This window comes from Streptomyces sp. NPDC048696 (genome assembly GCF_043198895.1).
Taxonomy (GTDB): Bacteria; Actinomycetota; Actinomycetes; order Streptomycetales; family Streptomycetaceae; genus Streptomyces.
In genome coordinates, this window is the sequence record NZ_JBICVJ010000018.1 from 61,144 (window position 1) to 86,907 (window position 25,764).

Below are 25,764 nucleotides of genomic sequence, written 5' to 3' on the forward strand. Positions count from 1 at the left end.
ACACCGCTCGAACCGCTTCGGTTCCACCCCGAGGAGTCGCCTTGCCGAATCCGCTGGTCCCCGATGATTTCGACGAACGGGAGGAACAGGCTCCGCTGCTCGCGCCGCCCGAGCTGAACCGCGAGACGTGGGAACGCGCCGCCCGCCGACTGCTGGCCAAGACGCTCGGCGCCTTCGCGTACGAAGGAATCATCGAGCCGGTCGCGCGGCCGGACGGCAACGGTGACGGCAGGCACTACACGCAGTCCCTCGACGACGGCTCCGCGCTCACCTTCCGCGCCCGGCGCGGCGCGTACGACGACTGGCGCGTCGACGAGGACTCGATCGGCCATCAGGGACGGCCCTTCGGCGACCCCCTCCGGTTCCTCGTCCTCGCCCGCCGCACGCTCGGCCTCGACGGCGCCACCTTCGGCCACCTGGTGCGCGAACTGTCGGCCACCCTCGCCGCCGACACCCGCCTCGACCACACCGCGCTGTCCGCCGCCCGCCTCGCCGACGTCGGGTACGAGGAGCTGGAGGGCCACCAGACCGGCCACCCGTGGCTGGTCCTGAACAAAGGCCGGCTCGGGTTCTCGGCCGCCGAGACCGAGCAGTGGGCCCCCGAGGCCCGCCGGGCCGCCCCGCTGCCGTGGCTCGCGGTCCGCACCGACCTCGCCAGCTACCGGGGTGTGCCGGGGCTCGCCGCCCCCGATCAGCTCTACCGCCGCGAGCTCGACCCGGCGGTCCGCGAGAGCTTCGCCGCCACGCTCCGGGGCCGTGGCCTCGACCCCGCCGACTACCTCTATCTGCCGGTCCACCCCTGGCAGTGGGACGAGGTGGTGCTGCCGCTGTTCGCCCCGGCCGTGGCCGACGACGCGATCGTGCCGCTGCCCGGCGACAGCGATCTGCGCCTTCCGCAGCAGTCCATCCGGACCTTCGTGAACACCTCGCGGCCCGAGCGGCACACGGTGAAGCTGCCGCTGTCGATCCTCAACACGCTCGTCTGGCGCGGCCTGCCCACCGAGCGCACTTTGGCGGCCCCGGCCGTCACCGCCTGGGTGCACTCCCTGCGCGACCGGGACCCCTTCCTGCGGGACGAGTGCGGGGTGATCCTGCTGGGCGAGGTCGCCTCGGTGGCGGTCGAGCACCCCGTGTACGACCACGTCGCCGAGGTTCCGTACCAGTACAAAGAACTCCTCGGGGCGATCTGGCGGGAGCCGCTGCAGAGCAGGCTCGCGCCCGGGGAGCGCGCGCGGACGCTCGCCTCACTGCTCCACACCGATCCGCGCGGGCGCGCCTTCACCGCCGAGCTCGTCGACCGCTCCGGCCTCGCCCCCCACCTCTGGCTGCGCCGGCTGTTCGGCGCGCTGCTGCCGCCGCTGCTGCGCTTCCTGTACCGCTACGGGACCGTCTTCTCCCCGCACGGCGAGAACGCCATCGTCGTCTTCGACGACCGGGACGTCCCCGTACGGCTGGCGATCAAGGACTTCGTGGACGACGTGAACATCAGCGCGGAGCCGCTGCCCGAGCACGACGCGATGCCCGGCGACGTACGCGAGGTGCTGCTCACCGAGCCGCCCTCCTTCCTCACCCAGTTCATCCACTCCGGGCTCTTCGTCGGCGTCTTCCGCTTCCTCGCCCCGCTGTGCGAGGAGCAGCTGGACGTCGCCGAGGACGACTTCTGGGCCCTGGTGCGCGACGAGATCGTGCGGCACCAGGCCAGGTTCCCCGAGCTCAAGGACCGGTACGAGACGTTCGACCTGCTCACCCCACGGATCGAGCGGCTGTGCCTGAACCGGAACCGGCTGCACCTGGACGGCTACCGGGACCGCCCCGAGCGCCCGCACGCGGCCGTCGAGGGGACCGTCCCCAACCCGCTCGCGCCGCCGTCGTGATCGGATTGTCAGTGGGGAGCCGTAGGGTGGACGGGCTATGACGAAGCCATCTCTCCCCGAGCTCCTGCACGCCGCCGTATCCGCCGTCGGCGGTGTGGAGCGGCCCGGCCAGGTCACGATGGCCACGGCCGTCGCCGACGCCATCGACGACGGCTCCCACCTGCTCGTCCAGGCCGGCACCGGCACCGGAAAGTCCCTGGGCTATCTGGTGCCCGCGCTCGCGCACGGCGAGCGTGTCGTGGTGGCCACGGCGACGCTCGCGCTCCAGCGCCAGCTCGTGGAGCGTGACCTTCCGCGTACGGTCGAGGCGCTGCACCCGCAGCTGTGCCGGCGCCCGCAGTTCGCCATGCTCAAGGGCCGCTCCAACTACCTCTGCCTGCACCGCCTGCACGAAGGCGTGCCGCAGGAAGAGGAGGAGGGGCTCTTCGACCAGTTCGAGGCGGCCGCTCCCACCAGCAAGCTCGGCCAGGACCTGCTGCGGATGCGGGACTGGGCGGACGAGACCGAGACCGGGGACCGGGACGACCTCACGCCCGGCGTCTCCGACAAGGCCTGGGGCCAGGTGTCCGTGTCGTCCCGCGAGTGCCTGGGCGCCACGAAGTGCGCGTACGGGGCGGAGTGCTTCGCGGAGTCGGCCCGTGAGCGTGCCAAGCTCGCCGACGTCGTGGTCACCAACCACGCGCTGCTCGCGATCGACGCCATCGAGGGCGCCCCGGTCCTGCCGCAGCACGAGGTGCTGATCGTCGACGAGGCCCATGAGCTGGTCTCCCGGGTCACCGGCGTCGCCACCGGCGAGCTCACGCCCGGGCAGGTCAACCGGGCCGTGCGCCGGGCCGCCAAGCTCGTCAACGAGAAGGCGGCCGACCAGCTCCAGACGGCGGCCGAGGGCTTCGAGCGGCTGATGGAGCTCGCCCTGCCCGGCCGCCTGGAGGAGATCCCGGAGGACCTGGGATACGCGCTGATGGCGCTGCGCGACGCGGCCCGCACGGTGATCTCGGCGATCGGCTCGACCCGCGACAAGTCGGTCCAGGACGAGGACGCGGTGCGCAAGCAGGCGCTCGCCGCGGTCGAGAGCGTCCATGACGTCGCCGAGCGGATCACCAACGGCTCCGAGTGGGACGTCGTCTGGTACGAGCGGCACGACCGGTTCGGCGCCTCCCTGCGGGTCGCTCCGCTCTCGGTCTCCGGGCTGCTGCGCGAGAAGCTGTTCGCCGAGCGCTCGGTGGTGCTCACCTCGGCCACGCTCAAGCTCGGTGGCGACTTCAACGGGGTGGGCGCCTCGCTGGGCCTGGCGCCGGAGGGCACCGAGGGCGAGGACGTGCCGCAGTGGAAGGGCCTGGACGTCGGCTCGCCCTTCGACTACCCGAAGCAGGGCATCCTCTATGTGGCGCGCCATCTGGCCACGCCGGGCCGGGAGGGCTCGCGGGGCGACATGATGGACGAGCTCGCGGAGCTGGTCGAGGCGGCCGGCGGCCGTACGCTCGGTCTCTTCTCCTCGATGCGGGCGGCCCAGGCCGCGGCCGAGGAGCTGCGCGGGCGGCTCGACAAGCCGATCCTGCTCCAGGGCGAGGACACCCTGGGCGAGCTGATCAAGACGTTCGCGGCCGACCCGGAGACATGTCTGTTCGGCACGCTGTCGCTCTGGCAGGGCGTGGACGTGCCGGGCGCGAGCTGCCAGCTGGTGGTCATGGACCGGATTCCGTTCCCGCGCCCGGACGACCCGCTGATGAGCGCACGCCAGAAGGCGGTGGAGGAGGGCGGCGGCAACGGCTTCATGGCGGTCGCCGCTACCCATGCCGCGCTGCTGATGGCGCAGGGCGCGGGCCGACTGGTGCGGGCGACGGGGGACCGGGGTGTGGTTGCCGTCCTGGACCCTCGGCTGGCCAACGCGCGCTACGGCAGCTATCTGCGGGCCTCGCTGCCCGACTTCTGGTACACCACGGACCGCAACCAGGTACGGCGGTCGCTCGCGGCGATTGACGCGGTGGCGAAGGCGGAGGGGAAGTAGGGCGCTGAATGTGACTGCGGGCCGGTGGGGGCTGGTCGCGCAGTTCCCCGCGCCCCTTAAGTACAGCAGGGCCCCGGGACCGGCGCAGTGGGTCCCGGGGCCGGTCCTTGGCGGCCGGTCGGTCAGACCCGCCGCAGCACCGCCACCACCTTGCCGAGGATCGTCGCCTCGTCGCCGGGGATCGGCTGGTAGGCGGCGTTGTGCGGGAGCAGCCAGATGTGGTTGTCCTCGCGCTTGAAGCGCTTCACGGTGGCTTCGCCGTCCAGCATGGCGGCCACGATGTCACCGTTCTCGGCGACCGGCTGGCGGCGCACCGTGACCCAGTCGCCATCGCAGATCGCGGCCTCGATCATCGAGTCACCGACGACCTTCAGGACGAAGAGCTCGCCGTCACCGACCAGCTGGCGGGGGAGAGGGAACACGTCCTCCACCGACTCCTCGGCGAGGATCGGGCCACCGGCGGCGATGCGGCCGACCAGCGGGACGTAGGACGCGGCCGGTTTGCCGGTGGTGTCGGTGGGCTGGGTGCTGGGCTGGTCCGAGCCGCGCACCTCGTACGCGCGCGGCCGGTGCGGGTCGCGGCGCAGGAAGCCCTTGCGCTCCAGGGCCATGAGCTGGTGGGCGACGGACGACGTGCTGGAGAGACCCACCGCCTGACCGATCTCCCGCATCGACGGCGGGTAGCCCCGGCGCTGGACGGAGTCGCGGATGACCTCGATGACCCGTCGCTGGCGGTCCGTGAGACCCGAGCTGTCGGCCCTGATGCCTGGAGGTCGGCCGGGCAGCGAGCGCGCGGGCCGCGCGGCCTCGCCGCCCTCCTGGTTCGTGACTACGTCATTCATGGCATGCACCGGCTCAAGTCGGGTCTGGGAGCGGTCCTGGGCAGTGATGGTGGCACTGTCTGCGGTGGTGGTCACGTCGGCCCCTCTCGAAATGGTCTCCCTAGCTGGACAACGGTAGTTGCTTTCGAAAGGTTGCGCCAAACACACGTTCGAGTGAAAAATCGCAGAAAGCGTGACGCGATTATGGGGCGCGGTGTATGCGAGCCCCCATTGCGGGGGCCGATCGGCAGGCGATTCGGGCGATTGGGTACCCTTTGCTGCCGACACCGCATCCGGAGCCGACCGCCGGGGCGACGCCCCGAAGGCTCCGCCGACGACCGCCGCACCCTGCGTACGTACGACGTGCGTACGACGGCGGCGCGGTGGTCGATACCGGTCGCCCAGTTTGCCATCCGGTCCCGCGAAACCCGATGGGGCGCGCCCGTTCCGCTGTGGCGGTCGTCGGCGGAGCCTTCTTCGCGGTGCCGTGTGCGGCGCCGTTCGGTCGCCCTGTGGCGGCGGGTGAACACGGCCCGGAACCAAGCCGTCCCGAGGTGTTCCGTATGCGACCGCGCCGCGACACGCGGTAGTGGATGGATGGCGGCGAAACCCCAGATGTAGTGGTTGGATGGGCACAGCCACCCAGAAGTTGTGGTCCTTGGTCCTTGGGGACCGTGGCCATCGCCTATGCTTGTGGCTGCTTCGCGGGGCCCAACGGGCCTGGCGGGGCTATTCAGTCGTGCTGTGAAGGAGGGTTGGGATTTATGCACTGCCCCTTCTGCAGGCACCCCGACAGCCGTGTCGTCGACAGCCGCACCACCGACGACGGCACGTCGATCCGCAGGCGCCGTCAGTGCCCCGACTGCTCCCGTCGCTTCACGACGGTGGAGACGGCCTCGCTGATGGTGATCAAGAGGTCGGGCGTCACTGAACCCTTCTCGCGCACCAAGGTCATCTCTGGCGTCCGCAAGGCGTGCCAGGGGCGGCCGGTCACCGAGGACGCCCTCGCCAAGCTCGGCCAGCGGGTCGAGGAGGCGGTGCGCGCCACCGGCAGCGCCGAGCTGACCACCCACGACGTGGGGCTGGCCATACTCGGCCCGTTGCAGGAGCTCGACCTCGTCGCGTACCTGCGCTTCGCGTCCGTGTACCGGGCATTCGACACCCTTGAAGACTTCGAGGCCGCCATCGCGGAACTCCGCGAACAACGGCCTCCCGCGAACCTCGCGGACGCGCGCGTGGCAGGTGTGACCCCCGAGGTCCCCGTGCCCGCCACCGCCGCCGACTGACCGGCGGCCCGGCCGCCGACCGGCGGCAATCCAGGACCTGCAACGGGCGCTCTGCGCGGCGCCCGGGGCACAAGACAGACACCGTGCCACGGGAACATTCGGGCACTTCTGGGCGTTTTCGCCCGCGTATGGGAGGCGGCATGACAGAGACGGCGAGCGGCCCGGCACGAGGATCCCGCACCAAGGGATCCAAGGCGACCAAGGGTCTGCGTATCGAGCGCATTCACACGACCCCCGGCGTGCATCCGTACGACGAGGTGACGTGGGAGCGCCGTGACGTCGTCATGACCAACTGGCGCGACGGCTCGATCAACTTCGAGCAGCGTGGCGTCGAGTTCCCCGACTTCTGGTCGGTGAACGCGGTCAACATCGTCACCAGCAAGTACTTCCGCGGAGCCGTCGGCACCCCGCAGCGCGAGACCGGTCTCAAGCAGCTCATCGACCGCATCGTGAAGACGTACACGAAGGCCGGCGAGGAGTACGGCTACTTCGCCTCGCCCGCCGACGCCGAGATCTTCGAGCACGAGTTGGCGTACGCCCTCCTGCACCAGATCTTCAGCTTCAACTCGCCGGTCTGGTTCAACGTCGGCACGCCCCAGCCGCAGCAGGTCTCCGCCTGCTTCATCCTGTCCGTCGACGACTCCATGGAGTCGATCCTCGACTGGTACAAGGAAGAGGGCATGATCTTCAAGGGCGGCTCCGGCGCCGGCCTGAACCTCTCCCGTATCCGCTCCTCCAAGGAGCTCCTGTCCTCCGGCGGCAACGCCTCGGGTCCGGTCTCCTTCATGCGCGGCGCGGACGCCTCCGCCGGCACCATCAAGTCCGGTGGCGCCACCCGCCGCGCGGCCAAGATGGTCATCCTCGACGTCGACCACCCCGACATCGAGAACTTCATCGAGACCAAGGTGAAGGAGGAGGAGAAGATCCGCGCGCTGCGCGACGCGGGCTTCGACATGGACCTGGGCGGCGACGACATCACGTCCGTCCAGTACCAGAACGCCAACAACTCGGTCCGGGTGAACGACGAGTTCATGAAGGCGGTCGAGACCGGCGGCAAGTTTGGTCTGCGCGCCCGTATGACCGGCGACGTCATCGAAGAGGTCGACGCCAAGTCCCTCTTCCGCAAGATGGCCGAGGCGGCCTGGGCCTGCGCCGACCCGGGCATCCAGTACGACGACACCATCAACCACTGGCACACCTGCCCGGAGTCCGGCCGGATCAACGGCTCGAACCCGTGCAGCGAGTACATGCACCTGGACAACACGTCCTGCAACCTCGCCTCGCTGAACCTCATGAAGTTCCTCAAGGACGACGGCGAGGGTCACCAGTCCTTCGAGGTCGAGCGGTTCGCCAAGGTCGTCGAGCTGGTCATCACCGCGATGGACATCTCGATCTGCTTCGCCGACTTCCCGACCCAGAAGATCGGCGAGAACACCCGCGCCTTCCGCCAGCTCGGCATCGGCTACGCCAACCTCGGCGCCCTGCTGATGGCGACCGGCCACGCGTACGACTCGGACGGCGGCCGCGCGCTCGCCGGTGCCATCACCTCGCTGATGACCGGCACCTCGTACAAGCGCTCCGCGGAGCTCGCCGCGGTCGTCGGCCCGTACGACGGCTACGCCCGCAACGCCGCGCCGCACCAGCGCGTCATGAAGCAGCACGCCGACGAGAACACCAAGGCCGTCCGCATGGACGACCTGGACTCGCCGATCTGGGCCGCCGCCACGGAGGCCTGGCAGGACGTGGTCCGCCTCGGCGAGAAGAACGGCTTCCGTAACGCGCAGGCGTCGGTCATCGCCCCCACCGGCACCATCGGTCTCGCGATGTCCTGCGACACCACCGGTCTTGAGCCCGACCTCGCGCTGGTCAAGTTCAAGAAGCTGGTCGGCGGCGGCTCGATGCAGATCGTCAACGGCACGGTCCCGCAGGCGCTGCGCCGCCTCGGCTACCAGCCGGAGCAGATCGAGGCGATCGTCGCCCACATCGCCGAGCACGGCAACGTGATCGACGCCCCGGGTCTGAAGACCGAGCACTACGAGGTCTTCGACTGCGCCATGGGCGAGCGCTCCATCTCCGCGATGGGCCACGTCCGCATGATGGCCGCCATCCAGCCGTGGATCTCGGGCGCGCTCTCCAAGACGGTCAACCTGCCGGAGACGGCGACCGTCGAGGACGTCGAGGAGGTCTACTTCGAGGCGTGGAAGATGGGCGTCAAGGCGCTCGCGATCTACCGCGACAACTGCAAGGTCGGCCAGCCCCTCTCCGCGAAGACCAAGGAGAAGGAGAAGGCCGAGGTCACCGAGAAGGCCGAGGCGGAGATCCGCAAGGCCGTCGAGAAGGTCGTCGAGTACCGCCCGGTCCGCAAGCGTCTGCCCAAGGGCCGCCCGGGCATCACCACCTCCTTCACGGTCGGTGGCGCCGAGGGGTACATGACCGCCAACTCCTACCCGGACGACGGTCTCGGCGAGGTCTTCCTGAAGATGTCCAAGCAGGGCTCGACCCTCGCGGGCATGATGGACGCCTTCTCGATCGCCGTCTCGGTCGGTCTGCAGTACGGCGTTCCGCTGGAGACGTACGTCTCGAAGTTCACCAACATGCGCTTCGAGCCGGCCGGTATGACGGACGACCCGGACGTGCGGATGGCGCAGTCGATCGTCGACTACATCTTCCGCCGCCTGGCGCTGGACTTCCTGCCGTTCGAGACGCGCTCCGCGCTCGGCATCCACTCCGCCGAGGAGCGCCAGCGTCACCTGGACACCGGTTCGTACGAGCCGACCCTGGAGGACGAGGAGGTGGACGTCGAGGGCCTGGCCCAGTCCGCCCCGCGTCACACGGAGACCCTGAAGGCCGTGGCCGCGCCCAAGCCGGTGGTCGTCGAGGCCCCCAGGGCCGTGCACAACTCGGCCGAGCTCGTCGAGATGCAGCTCGGTGTCAGCGCCGACGCGCCGCTCTGCTTCTCCTGCGGCACGAAGATGCAGCGGGCCGGTTCCTGCTACATCTGCGAGGGCTGCGGCTCGACCAGCGGTTGCAGCTGACCACGAGCGCAGCCGCGTCCGACGCCTCGGTGAGCACCCCTCGCTGAGGCCGTCGGCCCGCACATGAGAGAGGGAGCCGACCCCTGGTCGGCTCCCTCTTCGGCGTTACGCGCCCTCTTCGGCGTTACGCGACCCGCGCGCCCATCGCCACGCTGAACGCGTCCGGGTCCAGGTCGAAGCCCCGCAGGCACGGGTGGAACTCCCAGACGCCGGATTCGGCGCGGACGAACTCGGCGACGACCGCGGCCGTGCTCCCCGCCACGGCCGAGAAGTCGTGCTCGGCGAGCACGGTGTAGCCCTCGCGGATCCGTACGCCGGGGGCCGCGATGTCCGCGAAGACCAGCCTGCCCGCGTGCTGCTGGATCACCACACCGACCACCACGCGCGCGTGGTCGTCCGGCTGGCGGGCGAACTCGATGGTCAGGGCCTCGTCGTAGCCCAGGCCCTGGCCGGTCGTGCTGTCCCGGCTGAGATAGATCGTCCCGTCCGGGGAGCGGCTGTCGAAGTGCACCAGATAGGCGGGCGGCCCGTAAGGAGCCACGGCCGGATAGACGGCGGCGATCACATCGAGGTCGTGGTCGGCCGCCCCGACGGGACTGGGGTCCCAGCGCAGCGCCACCTCGACCTTGTCGAGCCCCTTGCTGATGCTCATCTCCCCATGCTGCCACGCTCCTCGCGCGCGTGGCACGATCATTGTGGTGTGCGGGGGTCACGAAGACCCCTGGTTAACGGGGAGGTTGGAGATGTGGAACGGTGAAGAGGTCGACCTGGACGCGTACTTCGCGCGGATCGGGTACGGGGGCAGCGCGGCGCCGACGCTCGCCACGCTGAGCGCGCTGCACCGGGCGCACACGGTCGCCATACCCTTCGAGAACCTGGACGTGGCGCTCGGCAGGCCCGTGCCGCTGGACGTCAAGAGCATCCAGCGCAAGCTCGTCGGCCAGTCGCGCGGCGGCTACTGCTACGAGCACAACACGCTGTTCGCCGCCGTCGTGGAGCGGCTGGGGTTCGAGGTGGCGGCGCGCGGGGCGCGCAACCGGACGCGCGGTGCCGTACTGACGGCGGTCACGCACGCGTTGCTGCTGGTCACCGTCGAGGGCGAGCGCTGGCTGTGCGACACCGGTTTCGGCAGCCAGGGCCCGCTGGAGCCGGTGCCGCTGCGCCACGGCGCGGTGGTCGAGCAGGGCGGCTGGACGTTCCGGATCACGTCTGAGGCCGAGGGCATCCATGTGCTGAGCTCGCTGCGGCCCGAGGGATGGGTGGGCCTTTACTCCTTCGCCCCGCAGACGCTGTACCCCGCGGACTTCGCGGTCATGAACCACTACAGCTCCTCGCATCCGCTGTCCAAGTTCGTCGGCCAGGTGGTGGCGCAGCGCCGGGCGCCCGGGGTGCGCCGCGCGCTGGTGCGCGACGAGCTCACCACCGTCCGTACGGACGGCTCCAGTGAGCAAGTGACCGTGCCCGCCGAGGAGTTGGGGCGGGTGCTGACGGAGGTGTTCGGGATCGTGCTGGAGGACGACGAGGTCGTACGCCTCGGGGAGCTCGGCCCGGGCGGGTCCGCCGGAGCGTGACCGGGGCCGGGCTCCGCGCCGTACGATGGCGCGGTGCTGGTCAAGTGGATTCGCTGCACCGTCGTCGACCGTCCCGGTTTCGACCGGGGCCAGCGGAAGTGGGCGGGGCTGCTGGGGGAGCCGGGATTCCGGGGCCAGGGCGGCGGGTGGAGCCGGAGGCGGCCGGATGTCGCCCATGTGTTCACGTTCTGGGAGAGTCGGCCGTTCTACGACTCCTTCATGGCGCGTGCGCACGACCGGCTCGCGGCCGCCCAGTCCGGCACCTACCGGGACGCCCGGGCCGCCCTGTTCGCCCACCGCTTCGATGTGAAGACCGGCTTCGAGCCGCGCTTCACGGACGCCGACGTGGTCCGGGTCGCGCACTGCCGGGTGCACGAGGACCGGGTCGTGCACTTCGCGACGGCGCAGGAGAAGATCTGGAACCCGGCGATGGCCGGGTCGCCGGGGATGCTGCGGGGGGTGTTCGCCGAGGCGCCGGGGAACGAGTTCCTGGTGCTCTCCATGTGGCAGTCCGCCGCCGAGCACGGAAAATACCGGGTCGAGCGGGTCGAGCGGCTCTCCTTGCGCGCCGGGACGGAGGCCGATGTGGCGGCGCTGACGGGGGACGTCGTGGACCTGAGTCCCACCTGGACGGTCTGACCGGTTCCCGGCCGCGCGCGGCCCGGCGAGCGGCGCTCGTACGCCGTACGGGCCCGGACGAGTGCTCGAACGCGCGCGCGGCGATCTAGGGTTTGGGCATGGCAAGACCGCGTCGCATCGTCCTCGTCCGGCACGGCGAGTCGGAGGGGAACGCCGATGACACCGTGTACGAGCGCGAGCCGGACCACGCGCTGCGGCTCACCGAGCCCGGACGGCTCCAGGCCCGGGCGACCGGGGAGCGGCTGCGCGAGATATTCGGGCGCGAGCGGGTCAGCGTGTACGTCTCGCCGTACCGCCGCACCCACGAGACGTTCCGGGAGTTCGGGCTCGACCCGGATCTCGTGCGGATCCGCGAGGAGCCGAGGCTGCGCGAGCAGGACTGGGGGAACTGGCAGGACCGGGACGACGTACGGCTGCAGAAGGCCTACCGGGACGCGTACGGGCACTTCTTCTACCGCTTCGCGCAGGGCGAGTCGGGGGCGGACGTGTACGACCGGGTGGGGTCGTTCCTGGAGAGCCTGCACCGCAGCTTCGAGGCGCCGGACCATCCGCCGAACGTCCTGCTCGTCACCCACGGTCTGACCATGCGGCTGTTCTGCATGCGCTGGTTCCACTGGACGGTGGCCGACTTCGAGTCGCTGTCCAACCCCGGGAACGCCGAGACGCGCACGCTCGTTCTCGGTACGGACGGGCGTTACACCCTCGACCGGCCGTTCGCACGCTGGCGCGTCCCCGAGCCGTATGGGATCTCCGGTTAGAGTGGGTGTGCGATGACCGCTGACTCCACACTCGAAGTGCGCTTCGAACGCGCGCTGGCCAGCCTGCGCGGACTGGCCGTGGGAGACGCCCTGGGCTCCCAGTTCTTCGTCCCCGTCAACTATCCCCTGCTCAAGCGCCGCGAGCTGCCCGCCGGCCGCTGGCAGTGGACCGACGACACCGAGATGGCCTGCTCGGTCCTCGCGGTCCTGGCCGCGAGCGGCCGGATCGACCAGGACCTCCTGGCCCGCTCCTTCGCCGAGCACCACGACTTCGACCGGGGGTACGGCCCGGCCGTGAACCGGATGCTGCGGCTGATCCGGGAGGGCGGGGACTGGCGCGAGCTGGCCGCCGCGCTCTTCAACGGCCAGGGCTCCTGGGGCAACGGCTCCGCGATGCGGATCGCGCCGCTGGGCGCCTGGTACGCGGATGACCCGGAGCAGGCCACGCACCAGGCCGAGATCTCCTCGTACACCACCCACCAGCACCGGGAGGCCGTGGTGGGCGCGATGGCGGTGGCCGCGGCCGCGGCCCTCGTGGCCGCTCCGACGGGCCCGCCGACCCCGGCGGACCTCCTTGACGGCGTGGTCGCGCTGGTGCCGCGCAGCGCCGTCGGCGCGGGGCTGCGGCGGGCGCGGGACATGCTCGACTACGGGGACGCGACCACGGTCGCGGCGGTCCTCGGCTGCGGCCGGCGCACCAGCGCGCACGACACCGTGCCGTTCGCGCTCTGGTCGGCGGCGCGCGGGCTCGGGGCGTACGAGAAGGCGTTCTGGACGACCGCGCAGGCCGGTGGCGACATCGACACGACCTGCGCGATCGTCGGCGGTGTGGTCGCCGCCGCCGCGGCCGGGGCGCCCCCGGCCCAGTGGCTGGAGCGGACCGAGGAGCTGCCCGACTGGGTGCCGGCGACCGCGCCGCGCTGATCGTTACCCGGCCGGGGCCCCGGTGCGGCCACTGAGGGCTTCGAGGTCGCTCTTGCGGACCTGGACGACGAAGAGGGCGACCACGGCCGCGACCGCGACCAGGGCCACGGCGGCGATGAAGGCCGTGCCGATGCCATGGGCGAGGACCTCGTCGCTCCACGGGGCGGGCAGCTGACGCGACTTGGCGAAGGCCGCCTTCTGCTCGGGTGAGCCGTGCGCGAGGAAGTCCTTGACCTGGGTCTTGCCCTCGTCGCGGCTCGCGGTGCCGAAGACCGTGGTCAGGATGGAGAGGCCGAGCGCGCCGCCGACCTGCTGGGTGGTGTTGAGCAGGCCGGACGCGGCGCCCGACTCGTGCTCGGCGATGCCGGAGACCGCGGTCAGGGTGAGGGTGACGAAGTTGAGGCCCATGCCGAAGCCGAAGAGCAGCAGCGGGCCGATGATCCCGCCCGCGTAGGTGCTGTCGGGCTTGATCAGGGTCAGCCATGCCATCGCGCCCCCGGTGATCAGGGAGCCGGTGACCACGATCGGCTTGGGGCCGATGCGGGGCAGGAAGGTCGTCGCGAGGCCCGCCGCGAGGACGATGGCCAGGGTCGACGGGAAGAACGCGACGCCCGCCTTGACCGGGCTGTAGTGCAGCACGTTCTGCACGAAGAGCACGATGAAGAAGAACATGCCGAACATGGCCGCGGCGAGGCTCAGCATGATCACGTACGTACCGGAGCGGTTGCGGTCGGCGAACATCCGCAGCGGGGTGATGGGCTGCGCCGAGCGGCGCTCCACCGCGACGAAGGCGAGCAGCAGGACCACGGCGGCGCCGAAGGAGGCCAGCGTTCCGCCGTCGCGCCAGCCGTCGTTCGCGGCCCGGATGAACCCGTAGACCAGCGCGGCCATGCCACCCGTGGAGGTGAACGCGCCGGCCAGGTCGAAGGAGCCGGAGTGGCGCTGCGACTCCCTGATGCAGCGGGGCGCGAGCGCGGCGATGACCAGGCCGATCGGGACGTTCACGAACAGCACCCAGCGCCAGTTCAGCCAGTCCGTGAGCATGCCGCCCGCGATCAGGCCGATGGCGCCGCCGCCCGCCGAGACCGCCGAGAAGACGCCGAACGCCCGGTTGCGCTCGGGCCCTTCGGGGAACGTCGTCGCGATCAGGGCGAGCGAGGTGGGGGAGGCGATGGCGCCGCCGACGCCCTGCAGGGCGCGTGCGGCGAGCAGCTGCCAGGGCTCCTGGGCGAAGCCGCCGAGCAGCGAGGCGAGGGTGAAGAGCAGGATGCCGGTGATGAACATCCGGCGCCGGCCGAGCAGATCGCCGGCCCGCCCGCCGAGCAGCAGCAGTCCGCCGAAGGTCAGCGCGTACGCGTTGATGACCCAGGTCAGATCGCTGGTGGAGAAGCCGAGGGAGGTCTGGATGTGGGGGAGCGCGATGTTCACGATCGTCGCGTCGAGCACCACCATCAGCTGGCACATCGCGATGACGGCGAGGGCTATGCCGGGGCGGTCCACGCGTGGGGGACCGGGCTCGGGTGCCGGGGAGTGGGGCTTCGCGTCTATCTGTTCCGACGTCATATGTCGTCCCCTTGAGGGGTGTTAGGAAACGCCACCGTTCACTATTGATTGACTGTAACGAGCGGAAAACAGTGAACGCAACCGTTCCTTAAGGGTGGTTGGGGCCTGCCTGGTCAAACGGTCGCCGGACGACCACCATGAGGGCGTACCGTCCCCATGGCGCCCCCGCGGGCGTCCCCCAACGGAGAGAAGACGATGGCTACTTCGCGCCGGACCACGGCCGACGAGGCACCGCCGGTCTCACCCGTCTCGCCGCGTCGCCGGGGGCCCGTCCTGGAGCGGGCGATCCTGGACGCGACCCTGGAGCAGCTGAGCACGGTCGGCTGGAACGCCCTGACGATGGAGGGCGTGGCGGCCCGCGCGCAGACCGGGAAGGCCGCCGTGTACCGGCGCTGGTCGTCCAAGGAGGAGCTGGTGGCCGACGCGCTGCGGTCCGGGCTGCCGGACCTGGACCACGCCGACGACCATGGATCGGTGCGCGAGGACCTCTACCGGCTCTGTCTGCGGCTGCGGGACGCGATGTACTCCCGCTCGGGATTCGCGCTCCGGTCGGTGCTTTACGAATGCGACGCGGCCAGCGCCGAGCGATTCCACGGAATGGTGCTGCAACGCATGGTCGCGCCCGCTCAGCGGCTTTTCGCACAGGCGATACGGCAGGGAATCGCGCGGGGCGACGTACGGCCCGACGCCACGGCCGAGGTGATCTTCGATGTGATTCCGGGGTTGATGATGTTCCGCGCGAAAGTGCGCGGAAGCGAATGGCCCGACGAGGCGGTCGCCGAGATGGTCGACCGGGTGCTGGTGCCGCTGCTGCGGCCCGTAACGCGCTGACCGGCCCGATCGCGCGGGGCGGGCGGGCCGGGGTGTCATCGGCGGCCGCGGCGGCGTAACCTTGCTGGCGCCATGCCGTACGAACCACCCACCCACACCGTCGAGCGCTCGATCCGCGCCACCACCGGCTACAAGATCATCGCCGGTGTCGACGAAGTCGGACGCGGGGCGTGGGCCGGTCCCGTCACGGTGTGCGCCGCCATCACGGGGCTGCGCCGACCGCCCGAGGGCCTGACCGACTCCAAGCTGATCAGCCCCAAGCGCCGCCTCGAACTGGCCGGGGAGCTGGAGTCCTGGGTGACCGCGTACGCACTCGGGCACTCCTCGCCCCAGGAGATCGACGAGCTCGGAATGACCGCCGCGCTCCGCCTCGCCGCCGTACGCGCCCTGGACGGGCTTCCGGTGAAACCGGAGGCGGTGATTCTCGACGGGAAGCACGACTATCTCGGCGACCCGTGGTGGGTCCGTACCGTCATCAAGGGGGACCAGTCCTGCGTCGCGGTCGCGGCCGCCTCGGTGATCGCCAAGGTGCGCCGGGACGCGATGATGGCCGAACTGGGGGGAGCGGCGGGGGAGTACGCGGCGTTCGGCTTCGCCGACAACGCCGGATACCCCTCGCCCACGCACAAGACGGCCCTGGTGGAGTGGGGTCCCACCCCGTACCACCGGCTGTCCTGGTCGTATCTCGACGCGCTGCCCCGCTGGCGGCACTTGAAGAAGGTCCGGGTCTCCGCGGCGGCGGCCGCACTGGAAAGCGGGGGCCAGCTCGGCTTCGACTTCTGAAATCCCTGGACTTTCCCCGCGCTTTACGGGGAGACTCCGCCCCGATCGCACTTTTGTGCCCACCCGGTGGTGTTCCCTTCACCGGCGTTTGATAGACATTCACTCATGCCTCTCATCCCCGAGGAGCCTCAGATTCACGAGAGCGCCCAGGGTCCCCGCGTCACTCCGGCCGCCGGCCGCACCGCGCCGACCCCCCGTCCCGTTCCTGGTCCGCGTACCGCGGCCGCACCGCGTCCCGGACGTCCGGGCCCCGGTCCCGCCCGGCCCACGCCTCCCGCGCAGCGCACCCACGGCGGCGCGCCGTCCCAGGCAACCCGCTCGGAGGACACCTCCGGGCCGCAGATCCAGCTGATCCCCGCCCCCGCCGACGGCGCGCTCGACGCCGCCGCCGAGGCGGTGGACCTGCTGCTCGACACCGGCCGCGCGCCGGGCGACATCCTGGTCCTCACCACCGGTGAGCCGCACCCGTGGGCGGCGCACGAGCTGTCCTTCGGCGAGGCGTCGTACTGGGCCCAGCACGACGCGGGCGACGACGTGTTCTACGCGTCCGCCGCCTCGGTCGAGCGGGCCTCGGCCCGGCCCGTGGTGATCGTCGCGGTCGACGGCGGGGACGCGGCGGTCGCGCTGCCGCTGGCCCGCGAGCGGGCCGGGGCGCTGCTGATCGTCTGCGGTGATCCTGAGCGGATCAACGCGGCGCTCAGCGCGGGCGTCTGAGGGTCGTCAGCGTCCGCTCCGCGTGAGTTTGGTACGAGGGGGCGGCTTCGTGCTGCCTGGCGTGGGCCGGGCGGGGTCTGTTCTTCGGCTGCGGCTCGGCGGGGGCTGAGCGCGCAGTTCCCCGCGCCCCTGAGAGGGCCCTCCAGGCCCATCTCCAGGAGGGCCCGAAGGGCCCGTCAAGGGGCGCGGGGAACCGCGCGCTCAGCCACGCACGGTCCGCAGTCGAATAACCGCCCTCGCCGAGCGCTCAGCGGGCCGCCACCTTCCGCAACGGCTCCGTCGCGCCGCCCGCTGTGCGCAGCGGGAGCGGGGACGGGGGCGCGGCGGCTTCCGCCAGGGTGAGCGGGGGGCTCGTGGAGCTCGGGCGGCGGCCGCCGCGGCCTTCGCCCAGGACCTGCCAGCCCGCCCGCGTCAGCGTGATGTACGCGCCGCAGCGCAGCCCGTGCAGGGTGCAGGCGTCCCGCAGGCCCCACATCCACGCGCCGTCCTCCTCCGTCCAACGCTCGTCGCCGTCACGGCAGTAGAGCAGTACGGCGGTGCGCACGGGGGTGCGCCGGCGCAGGTCGTGCGGGATGACCCGGCGCAGATGCGCGAGCAGCGCGTTGCGCAGCTCCCAGCCGTCGGCCGGGATCGCGCGCCGCGCGAACGACGCGCTGGCGGCGAGCCGTTCCTCGTGGTCGAGGACGGCGACGACGGCGGTCGACGGGGTCGGATGGTGCCGCGCGTGCAGTCCGCTCACCACCTCGCGCGGGTTGCGCAGCAGCGGGATCCCCGCCGAGGCCCACTCGGCGGGTTCCAGGGTGCGGCCCAGGCGGTTGGCGGAGCCGGCGGAGGCGAGCGACGACGAGGCCGCCGAGGCTGCGGACGGAGCGAATCCGAAGGTCACGGTCCTCCCTTCCGGATACGCGCCCACAGTGCGGGCAGGGTCGGGTGAGGGCGCAGCACGGCAGGGCCCGAGCGGACACCGGGCGAAGCGTGAAGGCGCGCCTCCAATTCTCGCTGGCGCGCTGGCGCGCGGCAACGAGCAAATGGCGCCGCTGACTGGAATCGGAGGGTATGACGTTGATATCCCTGCCCAGCCGCACCCGCGGCCACGCCCTGGGCGCCCCGGCCGTCCCCTGCGTACGGCGAGGACCAGCACAAACACGCCTTGGCCTGATCTTCGCGGCGGGGGATTGGGCCGTTGTCAGTGGTGTGCGGTTGCATGGGGGGCATGAGCAACCAGGAGCTGCGTGCCGAAGCCGACGCCATCCTCGCCGAGCTGGTCGGCGATCCGGGGGGTTCCGCGCGGCTGCGCGAGGACCAGTGGCAGGCGGTGGCGGCCCTGGTGCGGGAGCGACGGCGCGCTCTGGTGGTGCAGCGCACCGGCTGGGGCAAGTCGGCGGTGTACTTCGTGGCCACCGCGCTGCTGCGGCGGCGCGGCGCCGGTCCCACGGTGATCATCTCGCCGCTGCTGGCGCTGATGCGCAACCAGGTCGAGTCGGCGGCGCGGGCGGGTATCCGCGCGCACACGATCAACTCGGCCAACCCCGAGGAGTGGGACGCCATTTACGGGGAGGTCGAGCGCGGCGAGACCGATGTTCTCCTGGTGAGTCCGGAACGTCTCAATTCCGTGGACTTCCGCGACCAGGTGCTGCCCAAGCTCGCGGCCACCACCGGTCTGCTGGTGGTGGACGAGGCGCACTGCATCTCCGACTGGGGGCACGACTTCCGGCCGGACTACCGGCGGTTGCGGGCGATGCTGACCGAGCTGCCCGCCGGGGTGCCGGTGCTGGCCACCACCGCGACCGCGAACGCCCGGGTCACCGCCGACGTGGCCGAACAGCTGGGTACCGGGGCCGGTGAGGCGCTGGTGCTGCGCGGCCCGCTGGAGCGCGAGAGCCTGCGCCTGGGCGTGGTCCGGCTGCCGGACGCCCCACACCGCCTGGCCTGGCTCGCCGAGCACCTCGACGAGCTTCAGGGCTCCGGGATCATCTACACCCTCACCGTGGCCGCGGCCGAGGAGGCCACCGCCTTCCTGCGCCAGCGCGGCTTCAAGGTGTCCTCGTACACGGGGCGCACGGAGAACGCCGACCGTCTGCAGGCGGAGACCGACCTCCAGGAGAACCAGGTCAAGGCGCTGGTGGCGACCTCCGCGCTCGGCATGGGCTTCGACAAGCCGGACCTCGGCTTCGTGATCCACCTCGGCTCGCCGTCCTCGCCGATCGCCTACTACCAGCAGGTCGGGCGCGCCGGGCGCGGGGTCGAGCACGCCGACGTCCTGCTGCTGCCGGGCAAGGAGGACGAAGCCATCTGGCGCTACTTCGCCGACACGGCCTTCCCGCCCGAGGTCCAGGTCCGCCAGACCCTGTCGGCCCTCGCCGACGCGGGACGGCCGCTGTCCGTACCGGCCCTGGAGGCGGCGGTCGACCTCCGGCGCAGCAGGCTGGAGACGATGCTGAAGGTGCTGGACGTCGACGGCGCCGTGAAGCGGGTGAAGGGCGGCTGGACGGCCACGGGGGCGGACTGGGTGTACGACGCCGAGCGCTACGCCTGGGTGGCCCGGCAGCGGGCGGCCGAGCAGCAGGCCATGCGCGATTACGTGAGCACGACGCGGTGCCGGATGGAGTTCCTGCGCCGGCAGCTGGACGACGAGGGGGCGGCCCCGTGCGGCCGCTGCGACAACTGCGCGGGAGCGTGGGCCGATTCCGCCGTGTCGGCGGAGACGGTGACGGGGGCGGCGAAGGAACTGGACCGCCCGGGGGTGGAGGTCGAGCCGCGCCGGATGTGGCCGACGGGGATGGCCGCGCTGGGCATCGACCTCAAGGGGCGCATCCCGGCCAAGGAGCAGTGCTCCACCGGACGCGCCCTGGGGCGCCTGTCGGACATCGGCTGGGGCAACCGGCTGCGCCCGCTGCTGGCCGAGAACGCGCCGGACGGACCCGTCCCGGACGACGTCCTGCGGGCCGCGGTCGCGGTCCTCGCCGACTGGGCGCGCTCGCCGGGCGGCTGGGCGCCCGACGTCCCGGACGCCGTCGCCCGTCCGGTGGGAGTCGTCGCGATGCCGTCCCTGGCCCGCCCCCGACTGGTCGCCTCCCTCGCCGAGGGGATCGCGACGGTCGGCCGCCTGCCCTTCCTGGGCACCCTGACGTACACGGGCCCCGACGACGCGCACGCGGCGCGGCGCAGCAACTCCGCGCAACGCCTGCGGACGCTGTCGGGTGCCTTCACCGTCTCCGAGGACCTGGCCACCGCGCTGGCCGCCGCCCCCGGCCCCGTCCTGCTGGTGGACGACTACACCGACTCCGGCTGGACCCTGGCGGTAGCCGCCCGCCTACTGCGCCGCGCGGGCAGCGACCAGGTCCTCCCCCTGGTCCTGGCGGCTACGGGCTGAGCTTGGCCGCTGGGGCGGGACCGTCGTCTAGGATCACGGGAACTCGGCCCGCAGGCGGGCCACTTAGCAGAGGATCACCGGTGCCGAGCCACATACGCTCCTTCTGGGTCACCTCTCCGGGACACGGTGAGATCGTGACCTCGGCCCGCCTGCCCGCCTGCCCGCCTGCCCGCCTGCCCGCCTGCTAATGATGAGGCCGTAGTCCGGACGCTGTATTCCGGCGTCAGCCGTGGCACGGAATCGCTCGTTTTCCACGGCCGGGTCCCCGTCAGTCAGTACGCCGTCATGCGTGCCCCCTTTCAGGAAGGCGACTTTCCCGGACCCGTCAAGTACGGGTATCTCAATGTCGGCCGGGTGGAGGAGGGGCCGGCGGAGCTCGTGGGCCGGGTCGTGTTCAGTCTGTATCCGCACCAGACCCGTTACCGCGTCCCGGCCGACGCCCTCGCGGTGGTGCCCGACGGCGTGCCGCCGGAGCGTGCCGTGCTGGCCGGGGCCGTCGAGACCGCGCTCAACGCGCTGTGGGACGCGCCCCCGCGGATCGGTGACCGGATCGCGGTGGTGGGCGCGGGCATGGTCGGCTCCTGTGTGGCCGCGCTCCTGGCTCGGTTCCCCGGTGTCCGCGTGCAGCTCGTCGACGTCGAACCGGCCCGCCAGGCGGTCGCCGCGCGGCTCGGCGTCGCCTTCGCCCCGCCCGAGCGGGCCACCGACGACTGCGATCTCGTCTTCCACGCCAGCGCCACCGAGGCGGGGCTGAGGCGCTCCCTCGAACTGCTCGCTCCCGAGGGCTGTGCGGTCGATCTGAGCTGGTACGGCGACCGGCCGGTGACGCTGCCGCTGGGGGAGTTCTTCCACTCCCGGCGGCTGTCGCTGCGCGGCAGCCAGGTCGGCGCCATCGCGCCGGAGCGCCGCGCACGCCACACGAGGGCCGATCGGCTCGGCATGGCGCTCGACCTCCTGCGGGACCCGGTCTTCGACGTACTGATCACCGGCGAGTCCGATTTCGACGACCTTCCGCAGGTCATGGCCGAGATCGCCACCGGCGCCCGGCCCGGGCTCTGCCACCGCATCCGCTACGGCCCCGGCTGACCGCCGCAGCACAGCCGCCCGCCGCCACCATCCTTTCGGAGAAGCCATGTTCAGCGTCACCGTCCGCGATCACCTCATGATCGCCCACAGCTTCAGCGGCGAGGTCTTCGGCCCCGCGCAGCGCCTGCACGGAGCGACATACCTGGTCGACGCGACCTTCCAGCGACCGGAGCTGGACGACGACAACATCGTCATCGACATGGGCCTGGCAGGCAGGGAAGTGCGCGGGATCGTCGCGGCGCTCTCGTACCGCAACCTCGACGAGGACCCCGGCTTCGCCGGAACCAACACCACCACGGAGTTCCTGGCCAAGGTCATCGCCGACCGCCTCGCCGCCCGGATACACGACGGCGCCCTCGGCCCCGGCGCCCAGGGCCTGACCGGACTCACCGTACGGCTCCATGAATCGCACATCGCGTGGGCCGACTACCACCGCACGCTCTGACCGCCCGGTCATGGCCATACGCCCGTACGTCGTGCTGTCCGCGGCCGTCTCCCTGGACGGCCGGCTCGACGACACCTCGCGCGACCGGCTCGTACTCTCCAACCGGCGCGACCTCGACCGTGTCGACCAGGAACGTGCCGCCGCGGACGCCATCCTGGTCGGCGCCACCACCCTGCGCAGGGACAACCCGCGCCTGCTGGTGGCGAGCGCCGATCGGCGGGCCCGGCGCGTCGCCCTCGGCAGGCCGGAGCATCCGCTGAAGGTCACGGTCACCGGGTCCGCCGAGGTGAACACGTCGTACGCGTTCTGGCACTGCGGCGGCGAGAAGCTGGTGTTCACGGTGGACGGAGCGCTCCTGCGGGCCCGTCGCACCGTAGGCGACCTCGCCGACGTCGTCAGCACCGGCCCCGCTCTCGACTGGCACCTCCTCCTCGACGAACTCGGGCGACGTGGGGTGGAACGCCTTCTGGTCGAAGGCGGCGGGACGGTGCACACCCAGCTGCTGGCCCAGGACCTGGCCGATGAACTCCACCTCGTCGTCGCCCCGTTGCTGGTGGGCGAGGCCGGTGCGCCGGTGTTCCTGGGCCCGGCGTCGTACCCGGGTGGTCCCGCGGCCCGTATGACGCTGCTCGAAGCACGCCCCGTCGGTGATGTCGTGCTGCTGCGCTACGCCCCGAAACTCCGATCCTGAGACGGTGAGCCCGCACAAGTCGGCCAGTGCCGAGCCGAGTTGACGTTCCGTCGGTATGCTCCTCGGGCGCGTGGCCGGACGGTGTGCGGACGAGACGGGGGCGAGTGTGGACGACGCGGTGGAACTGGCGGAGATGATCGGCCAGTTGCGGAGCGAGCTGAGCCGGGCCATGGCGGACGGGGCCGCGGGCGGCGGGCTGCGGTTCCAGGCGGAGAAACTGGAGCTCGAACTCACCGTGGGCGTGGAGCGGAGCCGGGAGCCGGGTGCGAAGGTGCGGTTCTGGGTGCTCGACGTCCACGGCTCCGCCCGCTCCGCGCGGACCGCCACGCAGCGGATCAAGCTCACCCTGCAACCGGTGCTCGGCGACGCACCCGACAGCCCCGCGCTGATCTCGGGCGCGGAGCTGCCCGATGAGAGCTGAACCGTCGGCCGACGGGCTCGACCCGCACCGGATCGCCGAGATCATCGTCGAGAGCCCCGAGGGCAGAAGGCGCGGTTCCGGCTACCGGATCTCCACCACGACGGTCCTCACCGCCGCCCATGTGGTCGCCGACGCGACCCGCACGCTCGTACGGTGCGACGCCGACCAGCCCGCGGAGTGGTCGGCTCCGGCCATGGTGACCTGGGCGGATGCGGGCAGCGACCTCGCCGTGCTGAGCGTCGGGGCACCTGCGGCCGCCCCCGTGGTCACCGCACCCGCCCGCTTCGCGCGCATCGCCGACGACCGGCACGGGGTGATCGGGGTGCATGCCGCCGGGTTTCCGCTGTGGAAACGCCGACGCCGGTCCGACGGCGCGTACTTCCGCGAACTGCACCAGGCGGACGGCACGGTGGCGGCGCTCTCCAATCTGCGGACCGGCACGCTGGAGATGACCGTGGCACCGGCCGGAACCGACCCCGACCCGGCGGCCTCGCCGTGGGCGGGCATGTCGGGCGCGGCGGTGTGGGCCGGCAGCCGCATCATCGGCGTGGTCGCCGAGCACCACCGCTACGAGGGCCCCGGACGGCTCACCGCGGTCCGCCTCGACCACGCGCTGCGCGGGCTCGGCGCCGCGAGACGGGCGGAGCTGGCCCGGTTGCTCGCGCTGCCCGAGACCGCGGATCTGCCCCTCGCCGTCCCCGGGCAACCGCACGACGACCGCGCCCCGGGGGTGCGGGTGGTCGGCGTCCCCGTCGCGCACGGCATCGAGCTGTTCAAGAACCGCACCCGCGAAAGCGACCTGATCGCCCGTCACCTGAGCGATCCGGCCATCCGTATGGTGTCCGTCGTCGGACGGCGCGGCATCGGCAAGAGCGCGCTCGCCGCGAAGGTCATGGACCTCCTCGACCGGGGCGAATGGCCCGGCGCCGCCACCGGACCTCGCCCGTCCGGCCTCGTCAACCTCTCCACCCGTACCTCCGGCATCTCCCTGGAGCGGCTCTACTTCGACTGCGTCCGGCTGCTCGGCCCCGAGCACGAGGAGCGGCTGCGCGGGGTCTGGGCGGGCGGCGGCAGCGCGCAGGACCGCCTCGCCGCACTCTTCGACGCCATGGGCGGGCGGCTGATCGTCATCCTCATGGACAACCTGGAGGAACTGCTCGGCGACGACGGCGGCATCGAGGACGAGGAGCTGGCCCTCTTCCTGGACTGGCTGTTCCGGGCCCGCACCACCCCACGTCTGCTCGTCACCAGCCAGGTGCCGGTGCGTCTCGCGCCCGAACTGCGCCGCTTCGCCGCCGAGGTGCCGCTCTCCGAGGGGCTGCGCCCCACCGAGGCCGCGGCCCTGCTGCGCGAACTCGACCGGGACGGCAGCCTCGGCATCGCCGACCTGTCCGACGGCGAACTCCTCGACGCCGCGGTCCGGGTGCACGGCGTCCCGCGCGCGCTCGAACTCCTCGTCGGCGCGGTCGCCGAGGAGACGGTGCTGCTGCCCAGCCTGAAAGACGTACTGGAGGACTTCACCCGCCGCCACGACGTCGTCGCGGACCTCGCCCAGGACCGCTACCGTCGCCTCGACGAGCCGGCGCGTGCCGTCCTCGGTGTGCTCGCCGCCCTGCGCACCCCCGTGGAGCAGGGCGCGGTGGCGCAGATCGCGGGCGGGCTCGATCCGGACCTGCGGGTGGTCCCCGTCCTCACGGCGCTCGTCCGGGTCCGCCTGGTCTCCGTGGACCGGGCCAGCCGGACGGTCGCCCTGCACCCGTTGGACGCGGACATCGCCCGTGACCAGATGCCGTGGGACGGACCTTTCGGGAGGCAAGCGGTGGAACGGCAGATCGCAGCCTGGTACGCGCGGCGGGCGAAGCCGCGCGGCGCCTGGCGGACGCTGGAGGACGTCGAGCCGCAGCGGCGGCAGTTCGACCACCTGGTCGGCGCGGGCGACCACGACGCGGCCGCGCGGGTGCTGGCCGAGATCAGCGAATGGCTCGTCTGGCACGGCTCGGTGCTCGCCGCGGTCACGATGCACCTGGCGGTCGACGGACACCTCCGCGACGAGCGGGTACGCCTCGCCCACACCGTCGCGTACGGGCACGCCCGGCTCAGCGCGGGTCCCATGGAGCAGGCGGTCGAGCTGTTCACCGAGGCCGCGGCCCTCGCCGAACGCCTCGGCGACCGGCCCGCGCTGCAGAACGCGCTGTTCGGCCTGGGCGACGCCCACCGGCAGCTGGGCGATCAGGGCGCTACCGTCGAACCGCTCGCCCGCGCCGCCGAGTTGGCGCGTGAACTGGGCGACACCGAGCGCGAGGCGCACGCGCTGCTCTCCCTCAGCCTCGCGCACAGCTACCTCGGCGACGGCGAGCGCGCGCTGGAGGGGGCCGACCGGCTGGCCGCGCTCGCCGAGGCGGGCGGCGACCCGCTCGCGCTCGCCCGCGCCGGCAACGCGCGCACCATCGCGCTGCTCACCCTGGGCCGCTGGCAGGAGACCGCCGAGGCGGGCGCCGAGACGGCCCGCGCCTATCGCGCCGCCGGCAGTCAGGAAGCGGTCGCGTACGCGCTGAACGCGCAGGGCCTGGCCCTGCTGGCCCTGGCCGACCCGGCGCGGGCGGCCGCGGTGCTCGAAGAGGCCCGCCACGAGGCCTCACTGATGGAGAGCCCCCGGGCCGAGGGCGTCTGCCTGCTCAACCTGTCCTGGGCGTACTGGTGCGACGGCCGCCGGGACGAGTGCGCGGCCACCGCCGAACGCGCCTCGACCGCCCTCCAGATCGCCGGAGCGACCCAGGCGGCGGCGGCCCGTTCGCTGGCCGAGGCCGCCCGCGTCCTGCCCGGCGACCCTGGGGCCGCCGCCGACGCCCTGATCCGCGCGGCGGCCGCGCTGGACGGCAACGCCGAGGTCATCGCCCCCGCCCGGCTCACCGCCGAGGCACGCCGACTGCTGGACTGACCC

At 72.0% G+C, this 25,764-nt stretch carries 21 protein-coding genes; 17 read left to right on the forward strand and 4 right to left on the reverse strand.

The annotated features are described in order from the left end of the window. The first annotated feature begins 41 nt into the window (after positions 1-41). Positions 42-1,874, forward strand: a complete 1,833-nt coding sequence (locus tag ACGFRG_RS30470; protein WP_393269094.1) for an IucA/IucC family protein — start codon at positions 42-44, stop codon at positions 1,872-1,874. 37 nt (positions 1,875-1,911) lie between these two features. Beyond that, positions 1,912-3,882 carry an ATP-dependent DNA helicase gene (locus ACGFRG_RS30475; RefSeq protein WP_393269096.1) on the forward strand — a complete coding sequence of 657 codons (1,971 nt, stop codon included), beginning with the start codon at positions 1,912-1,914 and terminating at the stop codon, positions 3,880-3,882. Between the two features lie 122 nt (positions 3,883-4,004). Here the strand turns inward: ACGFRG_RS30475 and lexA are convergent, their stop codons facing one another. After that, positions 4,005-4,799, reverse strand: a complete 795-nt coding sequence (gene lexA / locus ACGFRG_RS30480; RefSeq protein ID WP_361429882.1) for a transcriptional repressor LexA — start codon at positions 4,797-4,799, stop codon at positions 4,005-4,007. A 668-nt stretch (positions 4,800-5,467) separates the two neighbouring features. On the opposite strand from lexA, the gene nrdR reads away from it, so the two are divergent. Both nrdR and ACGFRG_RS30490 read left to right on the forward strand, forming a co-directional pair. Further along, on the forward strand, positions 5,468-5,989 hold the full coding sequence (gene nrdR, locus ACGFRG_RS30485) for a transcriptional regulator NrdR (protein WP_188275511.1): 522 nt from the start codon (positions 5,468-5,470) through the stop codon (positions 5,987-5,989). 140 nt (positions 5,990-6,129) lie between these two features. After that, positions 6,130-9,024, forward strand: coding sequence for a vitamin B12-dependent ribonucleotide reductase (locus ACGFRG_RS30490; RefSeq protein ID WP_361429884.1), 2,895 nt, complete (start codon positions 6,130-6,132; stop codon positions 9,022-9,024). 124 nt (positions 9,025-9,148) lie between these two features. Here ACGFRG_RS30490 and ACGFRG_RS30495 read toward each other — a convergent pair whose 3' ends face one another. Continuing rightward, a complete protein-coding gene (locus tag ACGFRG_RS30495) occupies positions 9,149-9,676 on the reverse strand; it encodes a TerD family protein (RefSeq protein ID WP_393269101.1) in 528 nt (175 codons plus the stop codon). A 91-nt stretch (positions 9,677-9,767) separates the two neighbouring features. Here ACGFRG_RS30495 and ACGFRG_RS30500 point away from each other — a divergent pair, with 91 nt between their 5' ends. The 4 genes from ACGFRG_RS30500 (at position 9,768) to ACGFRG_RS30515 (ending at position 12,916) form a co-directional block, all read left to right on the forward strand. Next, complete coding sequence (locus ACGFRG_RS30500; RefSeq protein ID WP_393269104.1) at positions 9,768-10,595, forward strand: arylamine N-acetyltransferase; 828 nt, start codon at positions 9,768-9,770, stop codon at positions 10,593-10,595. 33 nt (positions 10,596-10,628) lie between these two features. After that, on the forward strand, positions 10,629-11,234 hold the full coding sequence (locus tag ACGFRG_RS30505) for a YdbC family protein (RefSeq protein ID WP_393269106.1): 606 nt from the start codon (positions 10,629-10,631) through the stop codon (positions 11,232-11,234). A 98-nt stretch (positions 11,235-11,332) separates the two neighbouring features. Then, positions 11,333-11,992 carry a histidine phosphatase family protein gene (locus ACGFRG_RS30510; protein WP_361429892.1) on the forward strand — a complete coding sequence of 220 codons (660 nt, stop codon included), beginning with the start codon at positions 11,333-11,335 and terminating at the stop codon, positions 11,990-11,992. A 12-nt stretch (positions 11,993-12,004) separates the two neighbouring features. Further along, entirely contained in the window at positions 12,005-12,916 is a 912-nt protein-coding gene (locus tag ACGFRG_RS30515; RefSeq protein WP_393269109.1) for an ADP-ribosylglycohydrolase family protein, read from the forward strand. Between the two features lie 3 nt (positions 12,917-12,919). Here ACGFRG_RS30515 and ACGFRG_RS30520 read toward each other — a convergent pair whose 3' ends face one another. Continuing rightward, positions 12,920-14,479: an MFS transporter gene (locus ACGFRG_RS30520; RefSeq protein WP_393269112.1), complete on the reverse strand. Its 1,560-nt coding sequence runs from the start codon at positions 14,477-14,479 to the stop codon at positions 12,920-12,922. 195 nt (positions 14,480-14,674) lie between these two features. On the opposite strand from ACGFRG_RS30520, the gene ACGFRG_RS30525 reads away from it, so the two are divergent. From ACGFRG_RS30525 to ACGFRG_RS30535, 3 genes are all read left to right on the forward strand, one after another. Continuing rightward, positions 14,675-15,310 carry a TetR/AcrR family transcriptional regulator gene (locus ACGFRG_RS30525; RefSeq protein WP_361429898.1) on the forward strand — a complete coding sequence of 212 codons (636 nt, stop codon included), beginning with the start codon at positions 14,675-14,677 and terminating at the stop codon, positions 15,308-15,310. Positions 15,311-15,382: 72 nt separating this feature from the next. Continuing rightward, entirely contained in the window at positions 15,383-16,093 is a 711-nt protein-coding gene (locus ACGFRG_RS30530) for a ribonuclease HII (protein WP_361429900.1), read from the forward strand. Positions 16,094-16,198: 105 nt separating this feature from the next. Then, entirely contained in the window at positions 16,199-16,807 is a 609-nt protein-coding gene (locus tag ACGFRG_RS30535; protein WP_361429902.1) for a hypothetical protein, read from the forward strand. 247 nt (positions 16,808-17,054) lie between these two features. Here the strand turns inward: ACGFRG_RS30535 and ACGFRG_RS30540 are convergent, their stop codons facing one another. Next, positions 17,055-17,693 (reverse strand): hypothetical protein, encoded by a 639-nt coding sequence (locus ACGFRG_RS30540; RefSeq protein WP_361429904.1) that lies wholly within the window; start codon positions 17,691-17,693, stop codon positions 17,055-17,057. Positions 17,694-18,020: 327 nt separating this feature from the next. Here ACGFRG_RS30540 and ACGFRG_RS30545 point away from each other — a divergent pair, with 327 nt between their 5' ends. The 6 genes from ACGFRG_RS30545 (at position 18,021) to ACGFRG_RS30570 (ending at position 25,761) form a co-directional block, all read left to right on the forward strand. Next, positions 18,021-20,180 carry a RecQ family ATP-dependent DNA helicase gene (locus ACGFRG_RS30545; protein ID WP_393269117.1) on the forward strand — a complete coding sequence of 720 codons (2,160 nt, stop codon included), beginning with the start codon at positions 18,021-18,023 and terminating at the stop codon, positions 20,178-20,180. Between the two features lie 285 nt (positions 20,181-20,465). After that, positions 20,466-21,266 (forward strand): zinc-binding alcohol dehydrogenase, encoded by an 801-nt coding sequence (locus tag ACGFRG_RS30550; RefSeq protein ID WP_393269119.1) that lies wholly within the window; start codon positions 20,466-20,468, stop codon positions 21,264-21,266. 46 nt (positions 21,267-21,312) lie between these two features. Further along, complete coding sequence (locus ACGFRG_RS30555) at positions 21,313-21,711, forward strand: 6-pyruvoyl tetrahydropterin synthase family protein (protein ID WP_393269120.1); 399 nt, start codon at positions 21,313-21,315, stop codon at positions 21,709-21,711. A gap of 10 nt (positions 21,712-21,721) precedes the next feature. After that, complete coding sequence (locus ACGFRG_RS30560; RefSeq protein ID WP_361429910.1) at positions 21,722-22,402, forward strand: RibD family protein; 681 nt, start codon at positions 21,722-21,724, stop codon at positions 22,400-22,402. Positions 22,403-22,457: 55 nt separating this feature from the next. After that, a complete protein-coding gene (locus tag ACGFRG_RS30565) occupies positions 22,458-22,823 on the forward strand; it encodes a trypco2 family protein (protein ID WP_393269124.1) in 366 nt (121 codons plus the stop codon). After that, on the forward strand, positions 22,813-25,761 hold the full coding sequence (locus ACGFRG_RS30570) for a trypsin-like peptidase domain-containing protein (RefSeq protein WP_393269127.1): 2,949 nt from the start codon (positions 22,813-22,815) through the stop codon (positions 25,759-25,761). Before ACGFRG_RS30565 ends, ACGFRG_RS30570 begins: the two co-directional genes overlap by 11 nt. The last annotated feature ends 3 nt before the right edge of the window (positions 25,762-25,764 follow it).